At 55.1% G+C, this 19,484-nt stretch carries 21 protein-coding genes; 7 read left to right on the forward strand and 14 right to left on the reverse strand.

Annotated elements, in window-relative coordinates; all coding sequences use genetic code 11:
* Positions 1-81: 81 nt before the first annotated feature.
* Positions 82-1,470, reverse strand: coding sequence for a succinate-semialdehyde dehydrogenase (gene sad, locus AC0XWG_RS18880; protein ID WP_475680918.1), 1,389 nt, complete (start codon positions 1,468-1,470; stop codon positions 82-84).
* Positions 1,471-1,569: 99 nt separating this feature from the next.
* Between sad and ptrR the strand changes: the two genes are divergently transcribed.
* A complete protein-coding gene (gene ptrR / locus AC0XWG_RS18885) occupies positions 1,570-2,448 on the forward strand; it encodes a putrescine utilization regulator PtrR (protein ID WP_128347731.1) in 879 nt (292 codons plus the stop codon).
* Here the strand turns inward: ptrR and AC0XWG_RS18890 are convergent.
* The 3 genes from AC0XWG_RS18890 to AC0XWG_RS18900 all read right to left on the reverse strand — a co-directional run bounded on the left by AC0XWG_RS18890 (position 2,402) and on the right by AC0XWG_RS18900 (position 4,584).
* A complete protein-coding gene (locus AC0XWG_RS18890; RefSeq protein ID WP_128347732.1) occupies positions 2,402-2,884 on the reverse strand; it encodes a GNAT family N-acetyltransferase in 483 nt (160 codons plus the stop codon). The two genes, ptrR and AC0XWG_RS18890, sit on opposite strands and share 47 nt — an antisense overlap.
* A 92-nt stretch (positions 2,885-2,976) precedes the next feature.
* Entirely contained in the window at positions 2,977-3,768 is a 792-nt protein-coding gene (locus tag AC0XWG_RS18895; RefSeq protein ID WP_475680919.1) for a PhzF family phenazine biosynthesis protein, read from the reverse strand.
* A 27-nt stretch (positions 3,769-3,795) separates the two neighbouring features.
* Positions 3,796-4,584, reverse strand: coding sequence for a PhzF family phenazine biosynthesis protein (locus AC0XWG_RS18900; RefSeq protein WP_475680920.1), 789 nt, complete (start codon positions 4,582-4,584; stop codon positions 3,796-3,798).
* Between the two features lie 177 nt (positions 4,585-4,761).
* On the opposite strand from AC0XWG_RS18900, the gene AC0XWG_RS18905 reads away from it, so the two are divergent.
* Positions 4,762-5,958, forward strand: coding sequence for a sugar transporter (locus tag AC0XWG_RS18905; protein WP_128347735.1), 1,197 nt, complete (start codon positions 4,762-4,764; stop codon positions 5,956-5,958).
* A gap of 46 nt (positions 5,959-6,004) precedes the next feature.
* On the opposite strand, the gene AC0XWG_RS18910 is transcribed toward AC0XWG_RS18905, so the two are convergent.
* Positions 6,005-6,670 carry a MarC family NAAT transporter gene (locus tag AC0XWG_RS18910; RefSeq protein WP_049007238.1) on the reverse strand — a complete coding sequence of 222 codons (666 nt, stop codon included), beginning with the start codon at positions 6,668-6,670 and terminating at the stop codon, positions 6,005-6,007.
* Between the two features lie 256 nt (positions 6,671-6,926).
* Here AC0XWG_RS18910 and marR point away from each other — a divergent pair, with 256 nt between their 5' ends.
* From marR to marB, 3 genes are read left to right on the forward strand one after another with little or no spacing between them, the layout of a single operon-like run.
* A complete protein-coding gene (gene marR / locus AC0XWG_RS18915) occupies positions 6,927-7,361 on the forward strand; it encodes a multiple antibiotic resistance transcriptional regulator MarR (protein WP_028017429.1) in 435 nt (144 codons plus the stop codon).
* A 20-nt stretch (positions 7,362-7,381) separates the two neighbouring features.
* Positions 7,382-7,762 (forward strand): MDR efflux pump AcrAB transcriptional activator MarA, encoded by a 381-nt coding sequence (gene marA / locus AC0XWG_RS18920; protein ID WP_008502237.1) that lies wholly within the window; start codon positions 7,382-7,384, stop codon positions 7,760-7,762.
* 32 nt (positions 7,763-7,794) lie between these two features.
* On the forward strand, positions 7,795-8,001 hold the full coding sequence (marB, locus tag AC0XWG_RS18925) for a multiple antibiotic resistance protein MarB (protein WP_028017430.1): 207 nt from the start codon (positions 7,795-7,797) through the stop codon (positions 7,999-8,001).
* Positions 8,002-8,043: 42 nt separating this feature from the next.
* Here marB and eamA read toward each other — a convergent pair whose 3' ends face one another.
* Complete coding sequence (gene eamA, locus AC0XWG_RS18930) at positions 8,044-8,949, reverse strand: O-acetylserine/cysteine exporter (protein WP_028017431.1); 906 nt, start codon at positions 8,947-8,949, stop codon at positions 8,044-8,046.
* A gap of 193 nt (positions 8,950-9,142) precedes the next feature.
* On the opposite strand from eamA, the gene ydeE reads away from it, so the two are divergent.
* Positions 9,143-10,336 (forward strand): efflux MFS transporter YdeE, encoded by a 1,194-nt coding sequence (ydeE, locus tag AC0XWG_RS18935; RefSeq protein ID WP_475680921.1) that lies wholly within the window; start codon positions 9,143-9,145, stop codon positions 10,334-10,336.
* 46 nt (positions 10,337-10,382) lie between these two features.
* On the opposite strand, the gene zinT is transcribed toward ydeE, so the two are convergent.
* From zinT to AC0XWG_RS18975, 8 genes are all read right to left on the reverse strand, one after another.
* Positions 10,383-11,024, reverse strand: coding sequence for a metal-binding protein ZinT (zinT, locus tag AC0XWG_RS18940; protein WP_128347738.1), 642 nt, complete (start codon positions 11,022-11,024; stop codon positions 10,383-10,385).
* Positions 11,025-11,076: 52 nt separating this feature from the next.
* On the reverse strand, positions 11,077-11,775 hold the full coding sequence (urtE, locus tag AC0XWG_RS18945; RefSeq protein ID WP_049007235.1) for an urea ABC transporter ATP-binding subunit UrtE: 699 nt from the start codon (positions 11,773-11,775) through the stop codon (positions 11,077-11,079).
* A gap of 9 nt (positions 11,776-11,784) precedes the next feature.
* A complete protein-coding gene (urtD, locus tag AC0XWG_RS18950) occupies positions 11,785-12,582 on the reverse strand; it encodes an urea ABC transporter ATP-binding protein UrtD (protein ID WP_257247199.1) in 798 nt (265 codons plus the stop codon).
* A complete protein-coding gene (gene urtC, locus AC0XWG_RS18955; protein WP_028017436.1) occupies positions 12,582-13,655 on the reverse strand; it encodes an urea ABC transporter permease subunit UrtC in 1,074 nt (357 codons plus the stop codon). The genes urtD and urtC overlap by 1 nt, the downstream gene beginning before the upstream one ends.
* Positions 13,655-15,229: an urea ABC transporter permease subunit UrtB gene (gene urtB / locus AC0XWG_RS18960; RefSeq protein WP_475680922.1), complete on the reverse strand. Its 1,575-nt coding sequence runs from the start codon at positions 15,227-15,229 to the stop codon at positions 13,655-13,657. Before urtB ends, urtC begins: the two co-directional genes overlap by 1 nt.
* Positions 15,230-15,253: 24 nt before the next feature.
* Entirely contained in the window at positions 15,254-16,525 is a 1,272-nt protein-coding gene (gene urtA / locus AC0XWG_RS18965) for an urea ABC transporter substrate-binding protein (protein WP_128347741.1), read from the reverse strand.
* A gap of 204 nt (positions 16,526-16,729) precedes the next feature.
* Positions 16,730-17,833: a cobalamin-independent methionine synthase II family protein gene (locus AC0XWG_RS18970; protein WP_049007231.1), complete on the reverse strand. Its 1,104-nt coding sequence runs from the start codon at positions 17,831-17,833 to the stop codon at positions 16,730-16,732.
* A gap of 156 nt (positions 17,834-17,989) precedes the next feature.
* Positions 17,990-18,403 (reverse strand): rhodanese-like domain-containing protein, encoded by a 414-nt coding sequence (locus tag AC0XWG_RS18975; protein WP_475680923.1) that lies wholly within the window; start codon positions 18,401-18,403, stop codon positions 17,990-17,992.
* Between the two features lie 73 nt (positions 18,404-18,476).
* Here AC0XWG_RS18975 and ftrA point away from each other — a divergent pair, with 73 nt between their 5' ends.
* A complete protein-coding gene (gene ftrA, locus AC0XWG_RS18980; RefSeq protein WP_475680924.1) occupies positions 18,477-19,484 on the forward strand; it encodes a transcriptional regulator FtrA in 1,008 nt (335 codons plus the stop codon).

Raw genomic sequence — 19,484 nt, forward strand, 5'->3', positions numbered from 1 at the left:
ACGCGTGCGAGTCTACGAAATGAAAATGACAGAACCATTGCAAAGAAATGACAACGGCCCTCGTGATGAGGGCCGTATAAATTACACGCGATCCTTCCACACCGTCTGCACGTTGCAGAACTCGTGCAGCCCAAAGTGGGAAAGCTCGCGGCCAAAGCCGCTTTTCTTCACGCCACCGAAGGCCACGCGCGCATCGCTGGCGCTAAAGCCGTTGATAAACACGCCGCCGCACTCCAGCTCGCGCGAGAATTTATCCGCAAGCGCTGCGTCAGCGGTAAAGACGGTTGCTGACAGACCAAAGTCGCTGTCATTGGCAAGCGTCAGAGCGTGCTCCGCGTCTTTCGCAACCGTAATGGCCGCGACCGGACCAAACAGCTCCTGGCGGAAGGCCGTCATCTCAGGCGTCACATTGCCGAGTACGGTCGGGGCATAATAATTGCCCTCACCGCTGATTTTCTCCCCGCCCAGCAGCAACGTTGCCCCTTCAGCCAGCGTGGCCTGCACCTGCTGATGCAGTTCATCGCGCAGGTCAAAACGCGCCATTGGGCCAATATAGTTCTCTTCCCGATCCGGAGCACCCATCTTCAGCGCAGAAACCGCATCGACAAAACGTTGGGTAAAGGTATCCGCAATACCCTCTTCCACAATGAAGCGTTTTGCTGCCGCACACACCTGTCCAGTGTTCTGGTAGCGACCCGCCACCGCCGCCTTCACGGCAAGATCGAGGTCAGCATCGTTGAGAACGATGAATGGGTCAGAGCCCCCCAGTTCAAGAACGCATTTTTTCAGCGCCGCTCCGGCCTGCGCGCCAATCGCCGCACCGGCGCGCACGCTGCCGGTTACGGTAATTGCCGCAATACGACGATCGTTAATCACCTGGCTCACGCCATCATTAGTGGCATTCACCCAACCAAAAACGCCTTCAGGAAACCCTGCGTCTGCAAAAATCTGCGCAATAAGATCGGCTGAACCGAGGACGTTTGGCGCATGCTTAAGCAGATAGCTGTTTCCGGCGAGCAGGATCGGTACCGCACCGCGCAGCACCTGCCAGAGCGGGAAGTTCCACGGCATCACCGCGAGAACCGGTCCCATTGGTCGGTACTCAATCACCGCCTTCTGGTTTTCCACCAGCGTGGGCTCCGCGCGCAGCATCGCCGGGCCATGCTCAGCATACCAGTCGCACAGACCGGCGGATTTTGCCACTTCCGCCCGCGCCTGCAGAATGGGTTTTCCCATTTCCCGGGAGATCGTCTGCGCCATCTCTTCCGCACGGTTGCGCAGCGCTGCGCCGAGATCGCGTAGTTTCTGCGCACGGTGTGAAACGCTTTCGCGTCGCCACTGACGAAAACCCGCGTCAGACAGTGAAATCGCGTGTTCAACCTCCTCCTGGGTTGCCCACGGCCAGGCTGCGAGCGTTTCCCCCGTCGTCGGGTTCACAGAGAAGGCATATGTTGCAGGTGAATAAGTCATGATGTTCTCCACGTTAAAACGGTTGATTAATTGTGGCCCACTCTGCTATTTCTTAAAAATGAATAATACTAACCACCTTATTCACGAATCGAGAATGCTATGGATTTAACCCAGCTTGAAATGTTTAACGCCGTCGCACAGACAGGCAGTATCACCCAGGCGGCGCAGAAGGTGCATCGCGTGCCGTCTAACCTGACGACCCGCATCCGCCAGCTGGAAGCTGACCTTGGCGTTGAGTTGTTTATTCGTGAGAACCAGCGTTTGCGTTTATCCCCCGCCGGGCATAACTTCCTGCGCTACAGCAAGCAGATCCTGGCGCTGGTGGATGAAGCGCGCATGGTCGTCGCGGGAGATGAACCCCAGGGGTTATTTGCCCTCGGGGCGCTGGAAAGTACCGCTGCGGTACGCATTCCTGAGACGCTGGCGCAGTTTAACCAGCGCTACCCGCGTATCCAGTTTGCCCTTTCTACCGGGCCATCCGGGACGATGATTGATGGCGTACTCGAGGGAACCTTAAGCGCCGCCTTTGTCGACGGGCCACTTTCGCACCCGGAACTGGAGGGAATGCCCGTCTACCGCGAAGAAATGATGCTGGTCACCCCCGCCGGACATGCGGAGGTCAAACGTGCCACGCAGGTGAGCGGTAGCGACGTCTACGCTTTTCGCGCGAACTGCTCGTACCGTCGACACCTGGAAAGCTGGTTTCATGCGGACAGAGCCACGCCCGGGCGCATTCACGAGATGGAGTCCTATCACGGTATGCTCGCCTGTGTTATCGCGGGTGCGGGTATTGCGCTGATGCCCCGTTCAATGCTTGAAAGCATGCCGGGGCATCATCAGGTTGAGGCGTGGCCGCTGGCGGAAAACTGGCGCTGGCTGACCACCTGGCTGGTGTGGCGCCGCGGGGCAATGACTCGCCAGCTGGAGGCCTTTATAGCGCAGCTAAACGAACGTCCACAACCAGTGCCTTCTCCATAAACAGGCTGAGCGGATCGTCAACGTACGGCGCAAACGCCGGGCGCATTTCGTACCCGCACTGTTCGTAAAGCCGAACCGCAGCGCGCTGTTTGATGCCCGTCTCCAGCCGTACCGTGTGGCAATGTCGGCTGAGGGCTTCGTCCTCCAGTGCGGCCAGCAGCGTCTCTCCAAGATGTTGGCCCCGATGGGCCGGGTCGATATAGACCCGCTTCATCTCCCCCGTTCCGTCACCGTTGAGAACGACCGCTCCACACCCGACAGCCTGGAGCTGCTGGTCGCGAATGATCATCAAAATTAACGATGACTCTGGTAGCGCAGTCAGATCAAGCAGATGGTTACTTTCGGCGGGATAGAGTTCGCTCTGATAGCGGTCAAGCGCCGCAATCAGTTTGAGGATATCCGGGTGACGGGCAGACTCAGAGGTAATGGAATACATGGCAGGCTCCTTGCTTTTTTTGTGAGACTAAACTTCAACATAGCGCAGCCCTGCCATGGTGCTTCATAGTATTAACTTATAGCGATCCACTCTTAGCGTAAATAGATACGCCCTTTCAGATACAAGGTCGCCTGGCCGCCAATTAACACCCGGTCACCCTTCAGTTCGCAGCGCAGATCCCCGCCGCGATACGACACCTGGCGGGCATTCAGTGAGGTTTTACCCAACTTCTCCCTCCAGTATGGGATCAGCATGCTGTGGGCGGATCCTGTGACCGGATCTTCCGGCACCCCTTCACCCGGGCAGAAGAAGCGACTGACGAAATCGTACTCATCACCCGGCGCCGTCACGCAAACCATTTTATCCAGCGGGAGCATCGCCGCGATGTCCGGCGTTAGTGCTTCCACCGCCTGCTGGCTCTCCAGCACCACCATGTAATCTCGACCAACGCGCACCTCTTTCGCCTCTGTGATGCCCAGCGCGCTAAACAGCACCGCAGGTGGGTTATCGACCCCCTCCGTTGACCACGCAGGGAAATTCAGGGTCAGCCAGTCGCCGCTGCGTTTTACCGTCAGTTCGCCGACAAAGCGCGTGGTGAAGGTGATTTCGGTATGAGGGTAATCAAGGTATTCGAAAATAACGTGTGATGCCGCCAGCGTGGCATGGCCGCACAGGTTAATTTCATCAAGCGTGGTAAACCAGCGCAGCTCAAACCCGTCGTCGGTTCGTACAAAAAAAGCTGTCTCAGACTGGTTATGCTGCTGCGCCATTTTGAGCAGCGTCTCGTCCGGCAACCACTCTTCCAGAGGACACACTGCTGCCGCATTGCCGCCAAACGTTTTGTCACTAAAGGCATCCACCAGATAAAATTCAATTTCCTGCATTGTCTCTTCCTCTCTTGTTATGGGTATTCAGCGCAGAAAAACTGTGCCTTTTAAATAAAGTGCTGCCTGGCCGCTCATCAGCACGCGTGAGTCTTTCAACTCGCAGCGGACATCCCCGCCGCGTACGGAAACCTGACGAGCAAGCATCGTCGTTTTACGCAGTTTTTCACTCCAGTAAGGAATGAGCATCGTATGTGCAGAGCCAGTAACCGGATCTTCCGGGACGGACACCCCCGGCGAGAAGAAGCGGCTGACAAAATCATATTCACCGTCTCCCCGTGCCGTTACCGTCACTTTATGTTCGCCTGGCGTCATCGCGGAGATGTCTGGTGCGAGCGCTTCGACCTGCTGGCGATCGTCCAGCATGATGAGCCAGGCCCGGCCTTTACGGGCTTCAGCGTAGTGGCTGATCCCCAGGGCCGAGAGCATCTCCGGCGGGGGCGTCTCTTCATGAGTTGGGCATGCCGGGAAATCCAGTGTCATCCAGTCACCTCCACGGCTTACCGTCAGGCGGCCAGATGCGGTATCAAAGTGGATCCGCGAGTCGGGATAATCCAGTTCGGTAAACAGGACATACGCCGCCGCCAGCGTGGCGTGACCGCAGAGATTCACTTCCGTAAGGGTGGTAAACCAGCGTAGCTCAATCCCCCCTTTACTGCAGACGAAAAAAGCCGTCTCCGACTGATTATGCTCTTGCGCCATTCTCAGCAAGGTCTCATCGGGTAACCATGTCTTCAACGGGCAAACCGCTGCCGGATTGCCGCCAAAGGTTTTGTCACTGAAGGCATCAACCAGATAAAAATCAATCTCCTGCATTGTCTTACCGCCTGTTTTTATTATGTTGTTCTTTTATATTCAATGAAAACGACGTTCCCGGCTACCGCTTTCATAAGGTAAATATTGAGATCTGCATCACATAATGATTGAGTTTTCACCATTTAACGTTTTAAGATCGACATCTCTTCTTTTCAGCAACGAATCTCCGACATCCCTATGACAACGAACACAGTTTCCCGCAGAGTTGCGTGGCTACGGGTGGTCACGCTGGCTATTGCCGCATTTATTTTTAACACCACAGAATTTGTTCCGGTTGGGCTGTTGTCTGATATCGCGGAAAGTTTCCAGATGGAAACGGCGCAGGTGGGCATTATGTTGACCATCTACGCCTGGGTGGTGGCGCTGATGTCCCTGCCGTTTATGCTCATGACCAGCCAGATGGAGCGGCGTAAGCTGTTAATCGGTCTGTTTGCGTTGTTTATTGCCAGTCACGTTTTGTCGTTTATGGCGTGGAGCTTTACCGTGCTGGTCATTAGCCGCGTCGGTATTGCCTTTGCCCACGCTGTGTTCTGGTCAATTACTGCGTCTCTGGCTATACGGCTGGCACCGGCCGGTAAACGAGCCCAGGCGCTGAGCCTGATTGCCACCGGTACGGCGCTGGCGATGGTATTGGGTCTGCCTATTGGCCGCATCGTAGGGCAATACTTCGGCTGGCGTACCACCTTCTTCGCCATCGGCATGGGGGCACTGATCACGCTGGTTTGCCTGATCAAACTGCTGCCGACGCTGCCAAGCGAACATTCTGGCTCGCTGAAAAGCCTGCCGCTGCTGATGCGTCGCCCGGCGTTACTGAGTATCTACCTGCTTACCGTCATTGTGGTGACGGCGCATTACACGGCGTATAGCTACATTGAGCCGTTTGTACAGGTTGTGGCGGGCTTTAGCGCCAACTTTGCCACGGTATTACTGTTGATCCTTGGTGGAGCGGGCATTATTGGCAGCATTCTGTTTGGTAAGCTGGGTAACCAGCATGCCTCCACTCTGGTGAGTAGTGCCATTGGCCTGCTGCTGGCCTGCCTGCTGTTACTGATGCCCGCGGCGGGAAGTGAAAACCATCTGGCGATCCTCAGCCTATTCTGGGGAGTGGCGATCATGATTATTGGTCTGGGCATGCAGGTGAAAGTCCTGGCCCTGGCACCCGATGCGACGGACGTCGCCATGTCACTGTTCTCAGGGATTTTTAATCTGGGCATTGGCGCGGGCGCGCTGGTGGGAAATCAAATTAGCCTGCATGTGTCGATGTCGGCGATTGGCTATCTGGGAGCCATCCCTGCGCTGGTAGCGCTGATCTGGTCAGTGCTGATCTTCCGTAAATGGCCGGTGGCGCTTGAAGAACACAGGCAGCACGGGTAACGTTTGTTTGTGCCGGGTGAGGCGAAGCCGCCACCCGGCAATGAAATTAATGGTAAGTTTTAATAATCTCCAGTACGCCGTTAATAATAAACTGCACGCCCATACAGACCAGTAAGAAGCCCATCAGACGGGAAATCGCCTCGATACCGCCCTTGCCTACCCAGCGCATAATCGCACCAGAACTGCGCAAAGACACCCACACGATGATGCCGATCAACGCAAAAATCAGCGGTGGCGCAACCGTCAGTACCCAGTCCGGGAAGGTTGCGCTGTCACGCACCGTGGATGCGGAACTGATGATCATCGCGATGGTACCCGGCCCCGCCGTGCTCGGCATGGCAATTGGTACAAAGGCGATATTCGCACTCGGTTCGGTTTCCAGCTCTTCCGATTTACTGGTCGCTTCCGGTGACTCATGCGCTTTTTGTGCCGGGAACAGCATACGGAAACCGATAAAGGCCACAATCAGCCCCCCGGCGATACGCAGGCCAGGGATAGAAATCCCGAAGGTGTTCATCACCAGTTGTCCGGCGTAGTAAGCCACCATCATGATGGCGAATACATACACGGAGGCCATCATCGACTGATGATTACGCTCGGCGCTGTTCATGTTCCCCGCGAGCCCGAGGAAGAGCGCAACCGTCGTTAACGGGTTGGCCAACGGCAGCAATACCACCAGCCCAAGACCAATTGCTTTAATCAAATCCAACATAGTGCGTTGTTGTCCTTATTCATATTTAACACAGCAATTATAGGGGGAAAGTGTGACGTTCAGCCATCTGCTCAGCGTAACGATTATTTTCCTCCGTGAATAATTACTCCCGGTTATCTATTTGATTTGAAAGACCTCAAAAAACGTACATGAAACGTTTTAGCAATTCGTGGCATCGGTTAATTCATTCAGTTGACTTATACTTGCCTGAGCAATAATATCTGCCGTGACTAAACTACTTGCCAGGGCAACCATTGTGAAAAGCACCAGTGATCTCTTTAACGACATTATTCCACTGGGTCGTCTTATTCATATGGTCAATCAGAAAAAAGATCGCCTGCTCAATGACTACCTGTCACCGCTGGATATCACCGCAACACAGTTCAAAGTGCTGTGTTCCATTCGCTGCGAAATGTGTATCACGCCGGTTGAGCTGAAAAAGGTGCTCTCTGTCGATCTGGGTGCGCTAACCCGCATGCTGGATCGTCTCGTCTGCAAAGGATGGATAGAACGAAGCCCTAACCCGAATGACAAACGCGGCGTACTGGTGAAACTCACCGAGGATGGCGCAGCGATGTGCGAACAATGTCATCAATTAGTAGGACAAAAATTACATCAGGAACTCACAAAAAACTTAACGGCAGATGAAGTGGCAACCCTTGAGCTTTTGCTTAAGAAAATACTGCCGTAATCAGAATAAGAGGTATGACGATGTCCAGACGCAATACTGACGCTATTACCATTCATAGCATTTTGGACTGGATCGAAGATAACCTGGAATCGCCGCTCTCCCTTGAAAAAGTGTCCGAGCGTTCAGGTTACTCCAAATGGCACCTGCAACGGATGTTCAAAAAAGAGACCGGCCATTCATTAGGTCAATATATTCGCAGCCGCAAGCTGACAGAAATTGCCCAGAAACTGAAAGAAAGCAATGAGCCGATCCTTTATCTGGCGGAGCGTTACGGATTTGAATCGCAACAAACCCTGACGCGTACGTTCAAGAACTACTTTGACGTGCCGCCTCATAAGTACCGAATTACCAGCGTGCCGGGCGAATCCCGATACCTGTATCCGTTAAAACATTGTAGTTAATCATCGCCTTTAAAGACGTAACCGAGGAAATCATGAAAGCTATCGCCTCCGCCGCCCTCGCCTTGCTGGTGCTGTTCTCCAGCCAGACCTTCGCGGAGCAAACCCCTCGTGCAACGCAGCAAAATAATCCTGATACGATGATTTTGCCGTCAGCACATGACCGGTCACCCTACGATTTCAACCACATGGGTGCAGGTAGCGACAAGTCCGACGAATTAGGCGTGCCTTATTACAATTAGCACGGCCTCTGATTCGTTTTGCCCCGCAGATGCGGGGCTTTTTTATGCCTTTCCACTGACCCGCGTCGCCCGACGCACGCGCAAACCAAAGACATTAATATACAACCCGGCCATGATCAGCACAGCGCCAAGCAGCTGCAGCGCGCTCAGCGTTTCATTCAGTAAGAGTGCCGCACTGGCAAGCCCCACCACCGGAACCAGCAGCGACAGCGGTGCGACGCGCCAGGTTTCATACTTGCCAAGCAGTGACCCCCAGATCCCATAGCCGATAATAGTGGCGACAAACGCCAGGTAGAGTAGCGACAAAATCGTGGTGAGATCGATTTCAACCAGGCTGTTCAGCATCACATCCGGACCATCCAGAATAAACGACGCCGCCAGAAACGGGATTATCGGGATCAGCGCACTCCAGACCACCAGCGACATAACAGCCGGGCGCGCCTCATGCTGCATGATCAATTTGTTGAAGATATTCCCGCAGGCCCAGCTCAGCCCCGCCGCCAGCGTCAGCATAAAGCCGAGCAACGCCACATCCTGACCGTTCAGACTGGCCTCAATCAGTACCAGCACGCCAAACACCGCGAGCGTGATCCCCGCCAGCTGTTTGCCCTGCAGGCGCTCACCAAACACAAACGCGCCGAGGATAATGGTAAAGAACGCCTGCGCCTGTAACACCAGCGAGGCAAGACCGGCCGGCATTCCGAACTTGATGGCACAGAAGAGAAAAGCGAACTGGCCAAAGCTGATGGTCAGGCCATAGCCCAGCAGCAGTTTCAACGGGATTTTAGGACGGGCGACGAAAAAAAGCGCCGGGAACGCCACCAGCATGAAACGTAAACCGGCCAGCATCAGCGGGGGCATGTTGTGCAACCCCAGCTTGATGACCACAAAATTGAGCCCCCATACTACGACCACCAGCAACGCCAGCAGCCCGTCTTTACGCGTCATACCCTGCCCCTGAATTATTAATTATTTGTTAACACTTCAAGGTAACAGAAAAAAGCACGCTGCGAGAAGATCATTAATTCTGGCAGTCAGGCGAAGCACTTACGGATAAATTGGGTGCTATACAAGCCCCTTATGTCGTGATACTCCTTTTAGAACACAACATAAAAAGCATAAGCAATTGTCGGGCAGGAATATGAAACCATCTCTCAGGCGCTCAACCGCAGCGCTGCTGGCATCGTCATTGTTGTTAACAATCGGTCGGGGGGCAACGCTGCCGTTTATGACCATCTATCTCACGCGCGTCTATAGCATGAGCGTCGAGAATATTGGTTATGCCCTGACGATTGCGCTGACTATCGGCGTGGTGTTCAGCCTGGGGTTTGGCATTCTTGCCGATAAGTTTGATAAAAAACGCTACATGCTGATCGCGATCGTGGCTTTTATTGCCGGATTTGTCGCGATCCCGTTGGTCGATAACGTCACGCTGGTGGTGCTGTTCTTTGCGCTGATCAACTGCGCCTATTCCGTCTTTTCGACGGTGCTGAAGGCCTGGTTCTCCGACGTGCTCACCGCAAGTCAGAAAGCGCGTGTCTTCTCGCTGAACTACAGCTTCCTGAATATTGGCTGGACGATCGGGCCGCCCATTGGCACCCTGCTGGTGATGTACAGCCTGCAGCTGCCGTTCTGGCTGGCCGCCTTCTGTGCCGCACTGCCGCTCGGATTTATCCATTTCTTCGTGCAAAAAAGCGTCGCACTGGATACCACCGAGGAGAAAATGCCCTGGCAGCCGTCAGTATTGCTGAAAGACCGCGCGCTGTTCTGGTACACGCTCTCTGGCCTGCTGGCGTCCTACGTGGGCGGGTCGTTCGCCAGCTGTATTTCGCAATATGTTCTGGCCGCGCATGCAGACAGTGATTTCGCTGAAAAAGTGGTCGCTGTGGTATTGCCCGTCAACGCCGCCGTGGTGGTGACGCTGCAATATGCGCTGGGCCGCAAGATCTCTGCCAGCAATATTCGCCCGCTGATGACCCTCGCGACCCTGTTTTTTATTATGGGACTCGGCGGCTTTATGCTCTCCGGAGAAAACCTGATTTACTGGGGTATTGCTGCCGCCATCTTTACGCTCGGCGAAATCATCTATGCACCGGGTGAATACATGTTGATCGACAATATCGCTCCACCGGGAATGAAAGCGAGCTACTTCTCCGCGCAGGCGCTGGGCTGGCTCGGCGCAGCGGCAAACCCAATGATCACCGGTATTATCCTGACCAACCTGCCGCACTGGTCGTTATTTGTGATTATGATGGTCGCCATTGTGATTGCCTGGCTGATGATCTTGCGCGGGATGAGCGTGAAGGTATGGTGCGAGTCACCCAATGTAGCGTAGCACGTGTAGGCCGGGTAAGGCATTGCCGCTACCCGGCCGTAAAGCATCAATGGTGTAACATCTCCTCCACCACCTGCTCTTTGTACATCTCGTTCGGGTAGTAGGTCGGCCAATTATCCATCTCTTTCAGCAGCGCCTCGTGGGAGGTGTTGCCCATGAAGATATGGAAGTGCGAAGAGGCCTTCGGTCCGATGGTATGGTCGCTGAACTGCACGAATTTCGGCGCCTTGCTGCTGGTGTCCTTGCACTCAAACAGATAGCGAACGCCTTTCTTACCTGACGCGTATGTCAGGATTTTGTAGCCGCTGTAATCATAATGACAGCGGCTAACCTCTTTACCTTTGTGAAATTCCATAACGTTATTTTCGATGCCGATGGCATCCACGTCCGTCGCATATCCCGTGCGGTAGTAGGCTTTCACCTCATCAAAGGATTTGCTTTTATCCTTCTGCGCTTTCTGCCTAAAGACCGGATCCAGCGAACCATCGAGCAGGAACGGATAGACCGACTGCCAGGTACCGTCCCAGTCAGATAGCGCTCTGTCCTTCACGTCTTTATCCTCAAACACGCCGTTCGCCGCTTTCTGTTCCGCTTCGGTCATCTGATGGCCGTGCGAGTGAGCAAACAGCTGGCCGCTGACCAGCAGCGCCCCCAGAGTCATGGCAAATTTTCCAATATGTGCAGCCAACATAACATCCTCATTCCGTTTGATAAGAATGAGAATGTTATATTATAACATTTCAAATCGCAACCAGGCCGCGAACGCCCTCCTGCTCCATATTTTCACCTCGTCCTCGCTGAATGATGGTGCCGCGCGACATCAGCAGATAGCTGTCGGCCAGCCCGGCGGCAAAATCATAAAACTGCTCGACCAGCAGGATCGCCATATCGCCCCGATCCGCCAGGGTGCGGATCACCTGACCTATCTCTTTTATGACAGACGGCTGTATACCTTCGGTGGGTTCATCGAGGATCAACAATTGCGGGCGGCTTGCCAGCGCTCGACCAATCGCCAGCTGTTGCTGTTGTCCTCCGGAGAGATCGCCCCCGCGACGCTGTTTCATCTCTTTAAGCACCGGGAACAACTGCCAGATCTCTTCCGGAACATGCTTTGCATCGCGGGCAGAAAACCGCGACAGGCCAAGCAGCAAATTTTCTTCAACGGTTAAGCGAGGGAAAATTTCACGCCCCTGCGGGACATACGCCACGCCAGACTGCACCCGCTGGTGCGGCTTGCTATAGGTGATTTTTTTGCCCTGCCAAATCACCTCCCCGGTTTTCGCCGGGATCAGACCCATAAGGCACTTCAGCAGCGTAGTTTTCCCGACGCCGTTACGCCCCAGCAGGCAGGTGACTTCGCCAGTGATGGCTTCAAAGCTCACGCCGCGCAGAATATGGCTGCCGCCATAATATTGATTCAGTTCGTTAACCTGTAACATCACCGCTCCTTAGCGTCCCAGATAGACTTCAATCACCTGCTCATTGGCCTGCACCTCGCGAAGCGATCCCTCCGCCAGCACGCGCCCCTGGTGCAGTACCGTCACGTGATCGGCAATGGTTTCTACAAAGCCCATATCGTGCTCCACCACCATCAGAGAATGCTTGCCCGCCAGCGTTTTGAACAACTCAGCGGTATATTCGGTTTCCGCATCGGTCATCCCGGCCGCCGGCTCATCCAGCAACAACAGATGCGGATCCTGGACCAACAGCATGCCGATCTCGAGGAACTGTTTTTGCCCGTGCGAAAGTAGCCCGGCCAGGCGGTCACGTTCACTACTCAGCCGCAGCAAAACCAGCATTTCATCAATCCGGTCACGTTGTTCCCCGTTGAGTTTTGCCCGCAGGCTCGCCCAGACGGATTTATCGGTTTTCATGGCAATCTCAAGGTTTTCCCACACCGTTAGCGCTTCAAATACCGTCGGTTTCTGGAATTTTCGGCCAATCCCCTGACGGGCAATGGCGGCGGGCTCAAGCAGCGTCAGGTCAATAGACTGGTCATAAATCGCTTTGCCGCTTTTCGGCCGTGTTTTGCCAGTGATGACATCCATCAGCGTGGTTTTCCCTGCACCATTGGGACCAATCACGCAGCGCAACTCGCCCACACCGATATTCAGCGTCAGATCCGTCAGGGCCTGAAACCCATCGAAATTGACATTAATGGCCTCAAGTTGCAGTACCGGGTCGGTCTGCTCACGGCAGCGATCGCCAGGTAACTGGCGGGTGAATAATCCTTCAGCTGGCTGCATTACTTCTCTCCCTTACGAAACAGACCGTAAACGCCGCGTGGTAAAAACAGGGTCACGGCGATAAAAATCATCCCGAGAAACAGTTGCCAGTATTCCGGCATCGCGACCGTGAAAACACTCTTTGCCCCATTCACCAGCGCTGCGCCTATCACCGGCCCCACCAACGTGCCACGTCCGCCCAGCGCTACCCAGATTGCCGCTTCTATCGAGTTTGTCGGCGACATCTCTCCTGGGTTGATAATGCCCACCTGCGGAACGTAGAGTGCCCCTGCAAGGCCACACAGCACTGCAGAAAGTGTCCACACCAGCAGCTTGAACCCGCGAGGATCGTACCCGCAAAACGTCAGGCGGTTTTCGGCATCCCGTACGGCAGTCAAAATACGGCCAAACTTGCTCTTCGCCAGTGCAAATCCGGTGCCTAACGCCAGGAGCAGCAACAATACGGTCGCCAGAAACAGCGCAATACGCGTGGTCGTTTCCGTCACCGAAAACCCCAGCAACGTGGTGAAACCGGTAAAGCCGTTATTACCGCCAAAACCGGTTTCGTTGCGAAAGAACAGCAACATCCCCGCATAGGTCAGCGCCTGGGTCATAATTGAGAAGTAGACCCCTTTGATCTTCGAGCGGAAGGCAAACCAGCCAAACACCAGCGCCAGCAGGCCAGGCACCATGACAATCAGTACCAGCGTCCAGGCAAAGTACTGGGTTCCCCACCAGAACCACGGCATTTCGGTCCAGGAGAGAAACGACATAAACGCGGGCAAACCGTCACCTGCGGCCTGGCGCATCAGGTACATGCCCATCGCATAGCCACCCAGCGCGAAGAAAATACCGTGCCCAAGGGACAACATTCCGGCATAGCCCCACACCAGATCCAGCGCCACCGCAACGATGGCGTAGCAGAGGATCTTACCGATAAGCGTCAGCATCCAGGTTGATAACGCCAGCGGATGCGTGGCAGGGAGTAAGGCAAAAAACGGCAATATCAGCAGACACGCCACCAGCAGGCTGCCGACAATCTGAATGGTTCGTGGCGCTTTACGCGCCAGCGTTAAGGTGAGTGGCTGGCTCATCAGTCAATAACCCTCCCTTTCAGTGCAAACAACCCCTGCGGTCGTTTCTGAATAAACAGAATGATCGCCACCAGAATCAGAATCTTGCCCAGTACCGCCCCCATCTGCGGCTCAAGGATTTTATTAAAGATCCCAAGACCAAAGGCTGCGGCCACGCTGCCTGCCAGCTGGCCTACGCCACCGAGAACGACCACGAGGAAAGAGTCGATAATATAGCCCTGACCCAGCTCTGTCCCGACGTTCCCAAGCTGAGATAACGCCACGCCGCCTAACCCGGCAATGCCTGAGCCAAGCCCGAAAGCCAGCATATCGACACGCCCCGTCGGCACCCCACAACAGGCAGCCATGCTGCGGTTTTGTGTCACCGCACGCACGTTAAGCCCCAGACGGGTTTTATTCAGAATCAGCCAGGTGAAGAACAGCACCAGCAGCACGAATCCCAGCACCACTATGCGGTTCCACGGCAACGTCAGGTTAGCAAAGACCTGCACGCCGCCAGACAACCATGCCGGGTTTGCCACCTCCAGATTCTGTGCGCCAAAGGTCATGCGCACCAGCTGGATGAGCATCAGGCTGATGCCCCAGGTTGCCAGCAGCGTTTCCAGCGGACGACCGTACAGGTGACGGATCACGGTACGCTCCAGCACCATCCCGATGCCCGCCGTCAGGCAGAACGCCACCGGCAACGCGATAATCGGATAGAGCGCCAGCCACTGGGGAGCAAGCCCGGCCATCACCTGCTGCACCATCCATGTAGCGTACGCCCCGAGCATTAGCATCTCACCGTGGGCCATATTGATTACCCCCAGCAAACCGTAGGTGATAGCAAGACCCAGCGCGGCCAGCAGCAGCACCGATCCCAGAGAGAGTCCCATAAACGCCTGTCCCAGCAGATCGCCCCACATCAGGCGATGCTTAATCTGGCTAAGGCTCTCTTCTGCGGCAGCGCGAACGCCAGCATCAGGCTCGGTCTGCACCTGCGCAAACGGTGTTAGCTTTGACTGCACGTCCGGATCGTCGGACTGACCTAACAGCTCGACTGCCTTGCGGCGCACCTCTGCCTGCGGACTTGCCAGCTGAAGATTCGCCACCGCCAGCAGCAGCGCCTGGCGCGCCACATCATCGGTTTCACTCACAACCCGCGTTTGCAGGAAACCGAGCATGCCTGGCTGAGCGTCACGCTGAAGCTGGCGAGCCGCAGCACGTCTTTCAGTGACACTGTCACTCACAAGCTGATGTGTGGCAATGGCTGTTGCGGCAAGCACCCGCAGCCGGTTGGTCAGACGCACGGCTTTGGTTGGCCCCTCTGCAGTTTTGGTTTCTCCCAGCGGCATGATGTCGCCATTACGTTGCACAAACGCGTGCTTTTGGCTGTCGGTGTAGAGGTTTTCATCTTGCAGTGCCTGAAGCAGCGGCAACCTTGCGGCATCCGGCGCTGCGGCCCACTGCGTCAGCAGGTCAGCCTGCTGGCTGCGACTGGCGGCAACAAAACGATCGGCATCCGATGCCTGCGCCATCCCTGGCAGCAGACCGGCAAGCCACACAATAGCGACGATCGTGCGCATGACGTTCATGGATTATCTCCCTGCGGTAATGGCTCAGTTGCTGGCGGTTTTCATCGGCTGATCGGACTTTTTGTCATTCCCGGCAATGAACGGGCTCCACGGCTGGGCACGTACCGGCTGTTCAGTCTGCCACACCACGTTAAACTGACCGTTCCCTTCAATTTCACCGATCATGACCGGCTTATGCAGGTGATGGTTGGTGGCATCCATGGTGAGCGTAAAACCTGAAGGGGCTTTGAATGACTGGCCTGCCATCGCCGCGCGCACTTTATCTACATCGGTAGTACCGGCTTTTTCCACCGCCTGTGCCCACATATGGATGCCCACGTAGGTGGCTTCCATCGGGTCGTTCGTGACCACGGTGTCGGCATTCGGCAGCTTGTGCGCTTTTGCATAGGCTTTGTAATCCGCCACGAACGCCTGGTTGGTCGGGTTATCCACAGACTCAAAGTAGTTCCACGCAGCCAGGTTGCCGACCAGCGGTTTGGTGTCTATCCCGCGCAGCTCTTCTTCACCCACGGAGAATGCCACTACCGGCACGTCGGTCGCTTTCAGGCCCTGGTTGGCCAGCTCTTTGTAGAACGGTACGTTGGAGTCTCCGTTGATGGTCGATACCACGGCGGTTTTACCGCCTGCGGAGAATTTCTTAATATTGGCAACAATAGTCTGGTAGTCGCTGTGACCAAACGGGGTGTAAACCTCTTCGATATCCTTATCCTCGACACCTTTCGAATGCAGGAAGGCACGCAGGATCTTGTTGGTCGTACGGGGGTAAACGTAATCGGTACCTAACAGGAAGAAGCGTTTTGCCCCACCGCCGTCTTCACTCATCAGGTATTCCACCGCCGGGATCGCCTGCTGGTTCGGTGCCGCGCCGGTATAGAAGACGTTCGGTGACATCTCCTCGCCTTCATATTGCACCGGATAGAACAGCAGGCCGTTCAGTTCTTCAAACACCGGCAGAACCGATTTACGCGACACCGATGTCCAGCAACCGAACACGACCGCAACTTTATCCTGGCTTAACAGCTGGCGAGCTTTCTCAGCAAACAGTGGCCAGTTCGACGCCGGGTCAACCACTACCGGTTCCAGCTTTTTACCCAGTACGCCCCCTTTGGCGTTGATCTCATCGATCGTCATCAGCGCAACATCTTTCAGCGGGGTCTCGGAGATAGCCATCGTGCCGGACAAAGAATGCATGATGCCCACTTTGATGGTATCGGCCGCTTGCACGCCAAAACTCATTCCCATAGCAACAACAGAAGCTGACAACGCGAAGGCTTTCAATAAGGTACGACGGTGCATATTTTCACTCCTGAAAAAGAACGCTGTGCGAAGACGTCCGTTACGGCGTGGACGCGGAAAAAAATGTGCCAGCTAAGCAGGAGCAAAAAGGATGCCAGAATGGAAAAAGCGCGATTGCAGGGAAAGTGAAAGCAGGATGTAAAGAGAACGACTCAGAATGGCACAGCGCTGCACTTTTATAATGCAGCGCCGGGAACGAAGGGTTTACCAGACTTCGCTGGCGATCTGCGTCACCAGACGCACTTTATCCCACTGCTGGTTTTCACTTAGCGTGTTGCCCTCTTCCGTGGAGGCAAAACCACACTGTGGGCTGAGGCAAATTTGCGCTTTCGCCACGTATTTTGCCGCCTCCTCCAGACGTGCCTTTACCCCTTCCGGGTTTTCAAGTTCGCCGTTTTTAGTGGTGATAAGGCCCAGCACCACCTGCTGCTTGCCCGGGCGAACAAAGCGCAGGGGTGCAAAATCGCCGCTGCGGTCGTTGTCATACTCAAGGAAGAAGGCATCAACGTTGACCGTGCCAAACAGCACTTCCGCCACCGGCTCGTAGCCGCCTTCGGAAATCCAGGTTGAACGGAAATTCCCGCGACAGACGTGCAGCCCGATGGTCAGATCGTCCGGTTTCCCTTCCAGCGCCTTGTTTAGCACGCGGGCATAGATACGCGCCAGTTCATCGGCATCATCGCCGCGTTCGCGGATCTGACGGCGCTGTTCGTCAGAACAGAGATACGCCCAGACGGTGTCATCCAGCTGCAGATAACGGCAGCCTGCATCGTAGAATGCGCGGATGGCATCACGCCAGGTGGTCGCCAGGTCGTCAAAATAGTCATTCAGATCCGGGTAAACCGTCGCATCAATGTCTTTACGGCCTCCGCGGAAATGGAGCACGCTCGGGCTGGGAATGGTCATCTTCGGCTGAGCGTTGCCGCTGATGCTTTTCAGATAACGAAAATCTTCCAGCATCGGATGCTCGCCAAAGCCCAGCTTGCCGATGACGCGCACGCCATGGGCTTTGGTTTGTACCCCGTTAAATTGAATACCCTGCTGTGAATCGTAACGCTCAACGCCCTGCAGACCGTCGAAGAAATCGAAATGCCACCAGGCGCGGCGAAACTCGCCGTCGGTGACCACATGGAGCCCACATGCGCACTGCTGCTCGACAACATGGCGGATCGCCTCATCCTCCACCGCGCGAAGTTCTCCGGCATCAATTTCGCCGCTGGCAAATTTCAGGCGGGCCTGTTTGATGGTGTCCGGACGTAAAAAACTGCCTACTACATCGGCGCGATACGGGGCGTGTTGTCGTTGCATGGAATTCTCCTCAGTCTGCCGGCGATAATTGCCAGAAGTGATAATTCATTATTTGAACATTTAGACTTCTGGATGTCTAAATGTCCAAAAAAGATGTCATATCTGTCATATTCCGGCAAACGAGAAAATTTCACGGGTGTTGAATAAAATTCATCTTCACAGCGCGGTAGCTGTTTCGCTGCTGGCAAAGGCGAACTTTTCATCTTCCCAGCCGGTGATCCCCCCGAGCATGATTTTGACCGGCAGCCCGAGTCGTGCCAGCTTGAGCGCCGCTCTGTCCGCGCCGTTACAGTGCGGCCCTGCGCAGTAGACAACGAAAAGCGTGCCTTCAGGCCATTGCGCCATGCGCTCAGAAGTAATCTGGCTACGCGGCAGGTGCAAAGCACCAGGCACATGACGGCGTGCAAACTGCTCCGGACTCCCCACTACGTGCAGCAGCACAAAATCTTGCTCCTGGTTGACGATGGCATGATGCACATCAGCACAGTCGGTTTCGACGCTCAGGCGGCGCAGAAAATGGGTGACAGCTTCCTGCGGTTCCGCAGCCGGAAATTCAGTAACATAACTCATGATACTTCCTCATCTTTGGCGTTTGTGTTAACACTACTCTATCCACAAATTCAGCCCGTGAATGCCCGCGCGTATGCCAGAAAACAGCAAAAAGATGACAAACTTAAGACAGATAACGCGGCCGCTGGTGGCTGTGCTGGCGTATGACGGTCTGTGTACCTTTGAGTTTGGCGTGGCGGTGGAGATCTTTGGTCTACCGCGTCCTGAACTGGGGGACGAATGGTATCGTTTTGCGGTGGCGGGTATTGATAGCGGTGAACTACGGGCAACCGGTGGGATCCGTATAATAACCGACGGCGATTTAAGCCTGCTTGAATCTGCCGATCTGATCGTGATTCCTGGCTGGAGAGGCCTGGATTCACCAGTCCCGGACACACTTTGTGAGGCATTACGCCAGGCCAGCGCGCGAGGCTGCCAGTTGCTGTCCATCTGTTCGGGGGTCTTTGTGCTGGCGGCGTCGGGGTTGCTGAACGGACGTAAAGCCACGACGCACTGGCGCTATCTTGACGCGCTTAAAGCCCGTTACCCTGACATCCAGGTGGTCGAGGATGTGCTCTATCAGGATGAGGGAGATATTCTTACCTCCGCAGGCAGTGCGGCAGGAATTGATCTTTGCCTGCACGTTGTACGACGGGATTATGGAATGGAAACGGCCAATAGCGTTGCGCGTCGGCTGGTCATTCCCCCTCACAGGGATGGCTCACAACCGCAACAGCTGAGTCGCCCGGTCGCGCAGTTGCGGGAAAGCCAGCGCCTGGGCCAGCTTTTTGATTTCCTCCACAATCATCTTGTCGAGCCTCATAGCGTCGATTCGCTGGCGCGTCGGGTGGGCATGAGCCAGCGCACTTTCCTTCGTCGCTTCGAGGCAGCGACAGGAATGACCCCAGCGCGTTGGTTGATAAATGAACGCCTGTTGCGGGCAAAAGATTATCTTGAAAGCAGCCGTTTAAGTATCGACAGTATTGCAGAACAAACTGGATTTGGTCAGGCATCGACGTTGCGCCATCATTTTCGCCAGCAGTTTGCACTTTCCCCGGCACAGTATCGCAAGCAATTTTCAGGTTCAGGTACTGCTCGCTGA

The sequence above is a fragment of the Enterobacter sp. DVT3837 genome (genome assembly GCF_056238685.1).

What these genes read in the sequence shown, in the direction of transcription:
- AC0XWG_RS18895 (WP_475680919.1), bottom strand. Translation starts at nt 3,768, where the DNA reads ATGCAGGAAATTGAATTTTATCTGGTGGATGCCTTTAGTGACAAAACG.
- AC0XWG_RS18975 (WP_475680923.1), bottom strand. Translation starts at nt 18,403, where the DNA reads ATGAGTTATGTTACTGAATTTCCGGCTGCGGAACCGCAGGAAGCTGTC.
- ftrA (WP_475680924.1), top strand. Translation starts at nt 18,477, where the DNA reads ATGCCAGAAAACAGCAAAAAGATGACAAACTTAAGACAGATAACGCGG.
- AC0XWG_RS18900 (WP_475680920.1), bottom strand. Translation starts at nt 4,584, where the DNA reads ATGCAGGAGATTGATTTTTATCTGGTTGATGCCTTCAGTGACAAAACC.
- marA (WP_008502237.1), top strand. Translation starts at nt 7,382, where the DNA reads ATGTCCAGACGCAATACTGACGCTATTACCATTCATAGCATTTTGGAC.
- ptrR (WP_128347731.1), top strand. Translation starts at nt 1,570, where the DNA reads ATGGATTTAACCCAGCTTGAAATGTTTAACGCCGTCGCACAGACAGGC.
- eamA (WP_028017431.1), bottom strand. Translation starts at nt 8,949, where the DNA reads ATGACGCGTAAAGACGGGCTGCTGGCGTTGCTGGTGGTCGTAGTATGG.
- AC0XWG_RS18970 (WP_049007231.1), bottom strand. Translation starts at nt 17,833, where the DNA reads ATGCAACGACAACACGCCCCGTATCGCGCCGATGTAGTAGGCAGTTTT.
- urtE (WP_049007235.1), bottom strand. Translation starts at nt 11,775, where the DNA reads ATGTTACAGGTTAACGAACTGAATCAATATTATGGCGGCAGCCATATT.
- urtB (WP_475680922.1), bottom strand. Translation starts at nt 15,229, where the DNA reads ATGAACGTCATGCGCACGATCGTCGCTATTGTGTGGCTTGCCGGTCTG.
- sad (WP_475680918.1), bottom strand. Translation starts at nt 1,470, where the DNA reads ATGACTTATTCACCTGCAACATATGCCTTCTCTGTGAACCCGACGACG.
- AC0XWG_RS18910 (WP_049007238.1), bottom strand. Translation starts at nt 6,670, where the DNA reads ATGTTGGATTTGATTAAAGCAATTGGTCTTGGGCTGGTGGTATTGCTG.
- urtD (WP_257247199.1), bottom strand. Translation starts at nt 12,582, where the DNA reads ATGCAGCCAGCTGAAGGATTATTCACCCGCCAGTTACCTGGCGATCGC.
- AC0XWG_RS18890 (WP_128347732.1), bottom strand. Translation starts at nt 2,884, where the DNA reads ATGTATTCCATTACCTCTGAGTCTGCCCGTCACCCGGATATCCTCAAA.
- ydeE (WP_475680921.1), top strand. Translation starts at nt 9,143, where the DNA reads ATGAAACCATCTCTCAGGCGCTCAACCGCAGCGCTGCTGGCATCGTCA.
- urtA (WP_128347741.1), bottom strand. Translation starts at nt 16,525, where the DNA reads ATGCACCGTCGTACCTTATTGAAAGCCTTCGCGTTGTCAGCTTCTGTT.
- urtC (WP_028017436.1), bottom strand. Translation starts at nt 13,655, where the DNA reads ATGAGCCAGCCACTCACCTTAACGCTGGCGCGTAAAGCGCCACGAACC.
- marB (WP_028017430.1), top strand. Translation starts at nt 7,795, where the DNA reads ATGAAAGCTATCGCCTCCGCCGCCCTCGCCTTGCTGGTGCTGTTCTCC.
- AC0XWG_RS18905 (WP_128347735.1), top strand. Translation starts at nt 4,762, where the DNA reads ATGACAACGAACACAGTTTCCCGCAGAGTTGCGTGGCTACGGGTGGTC.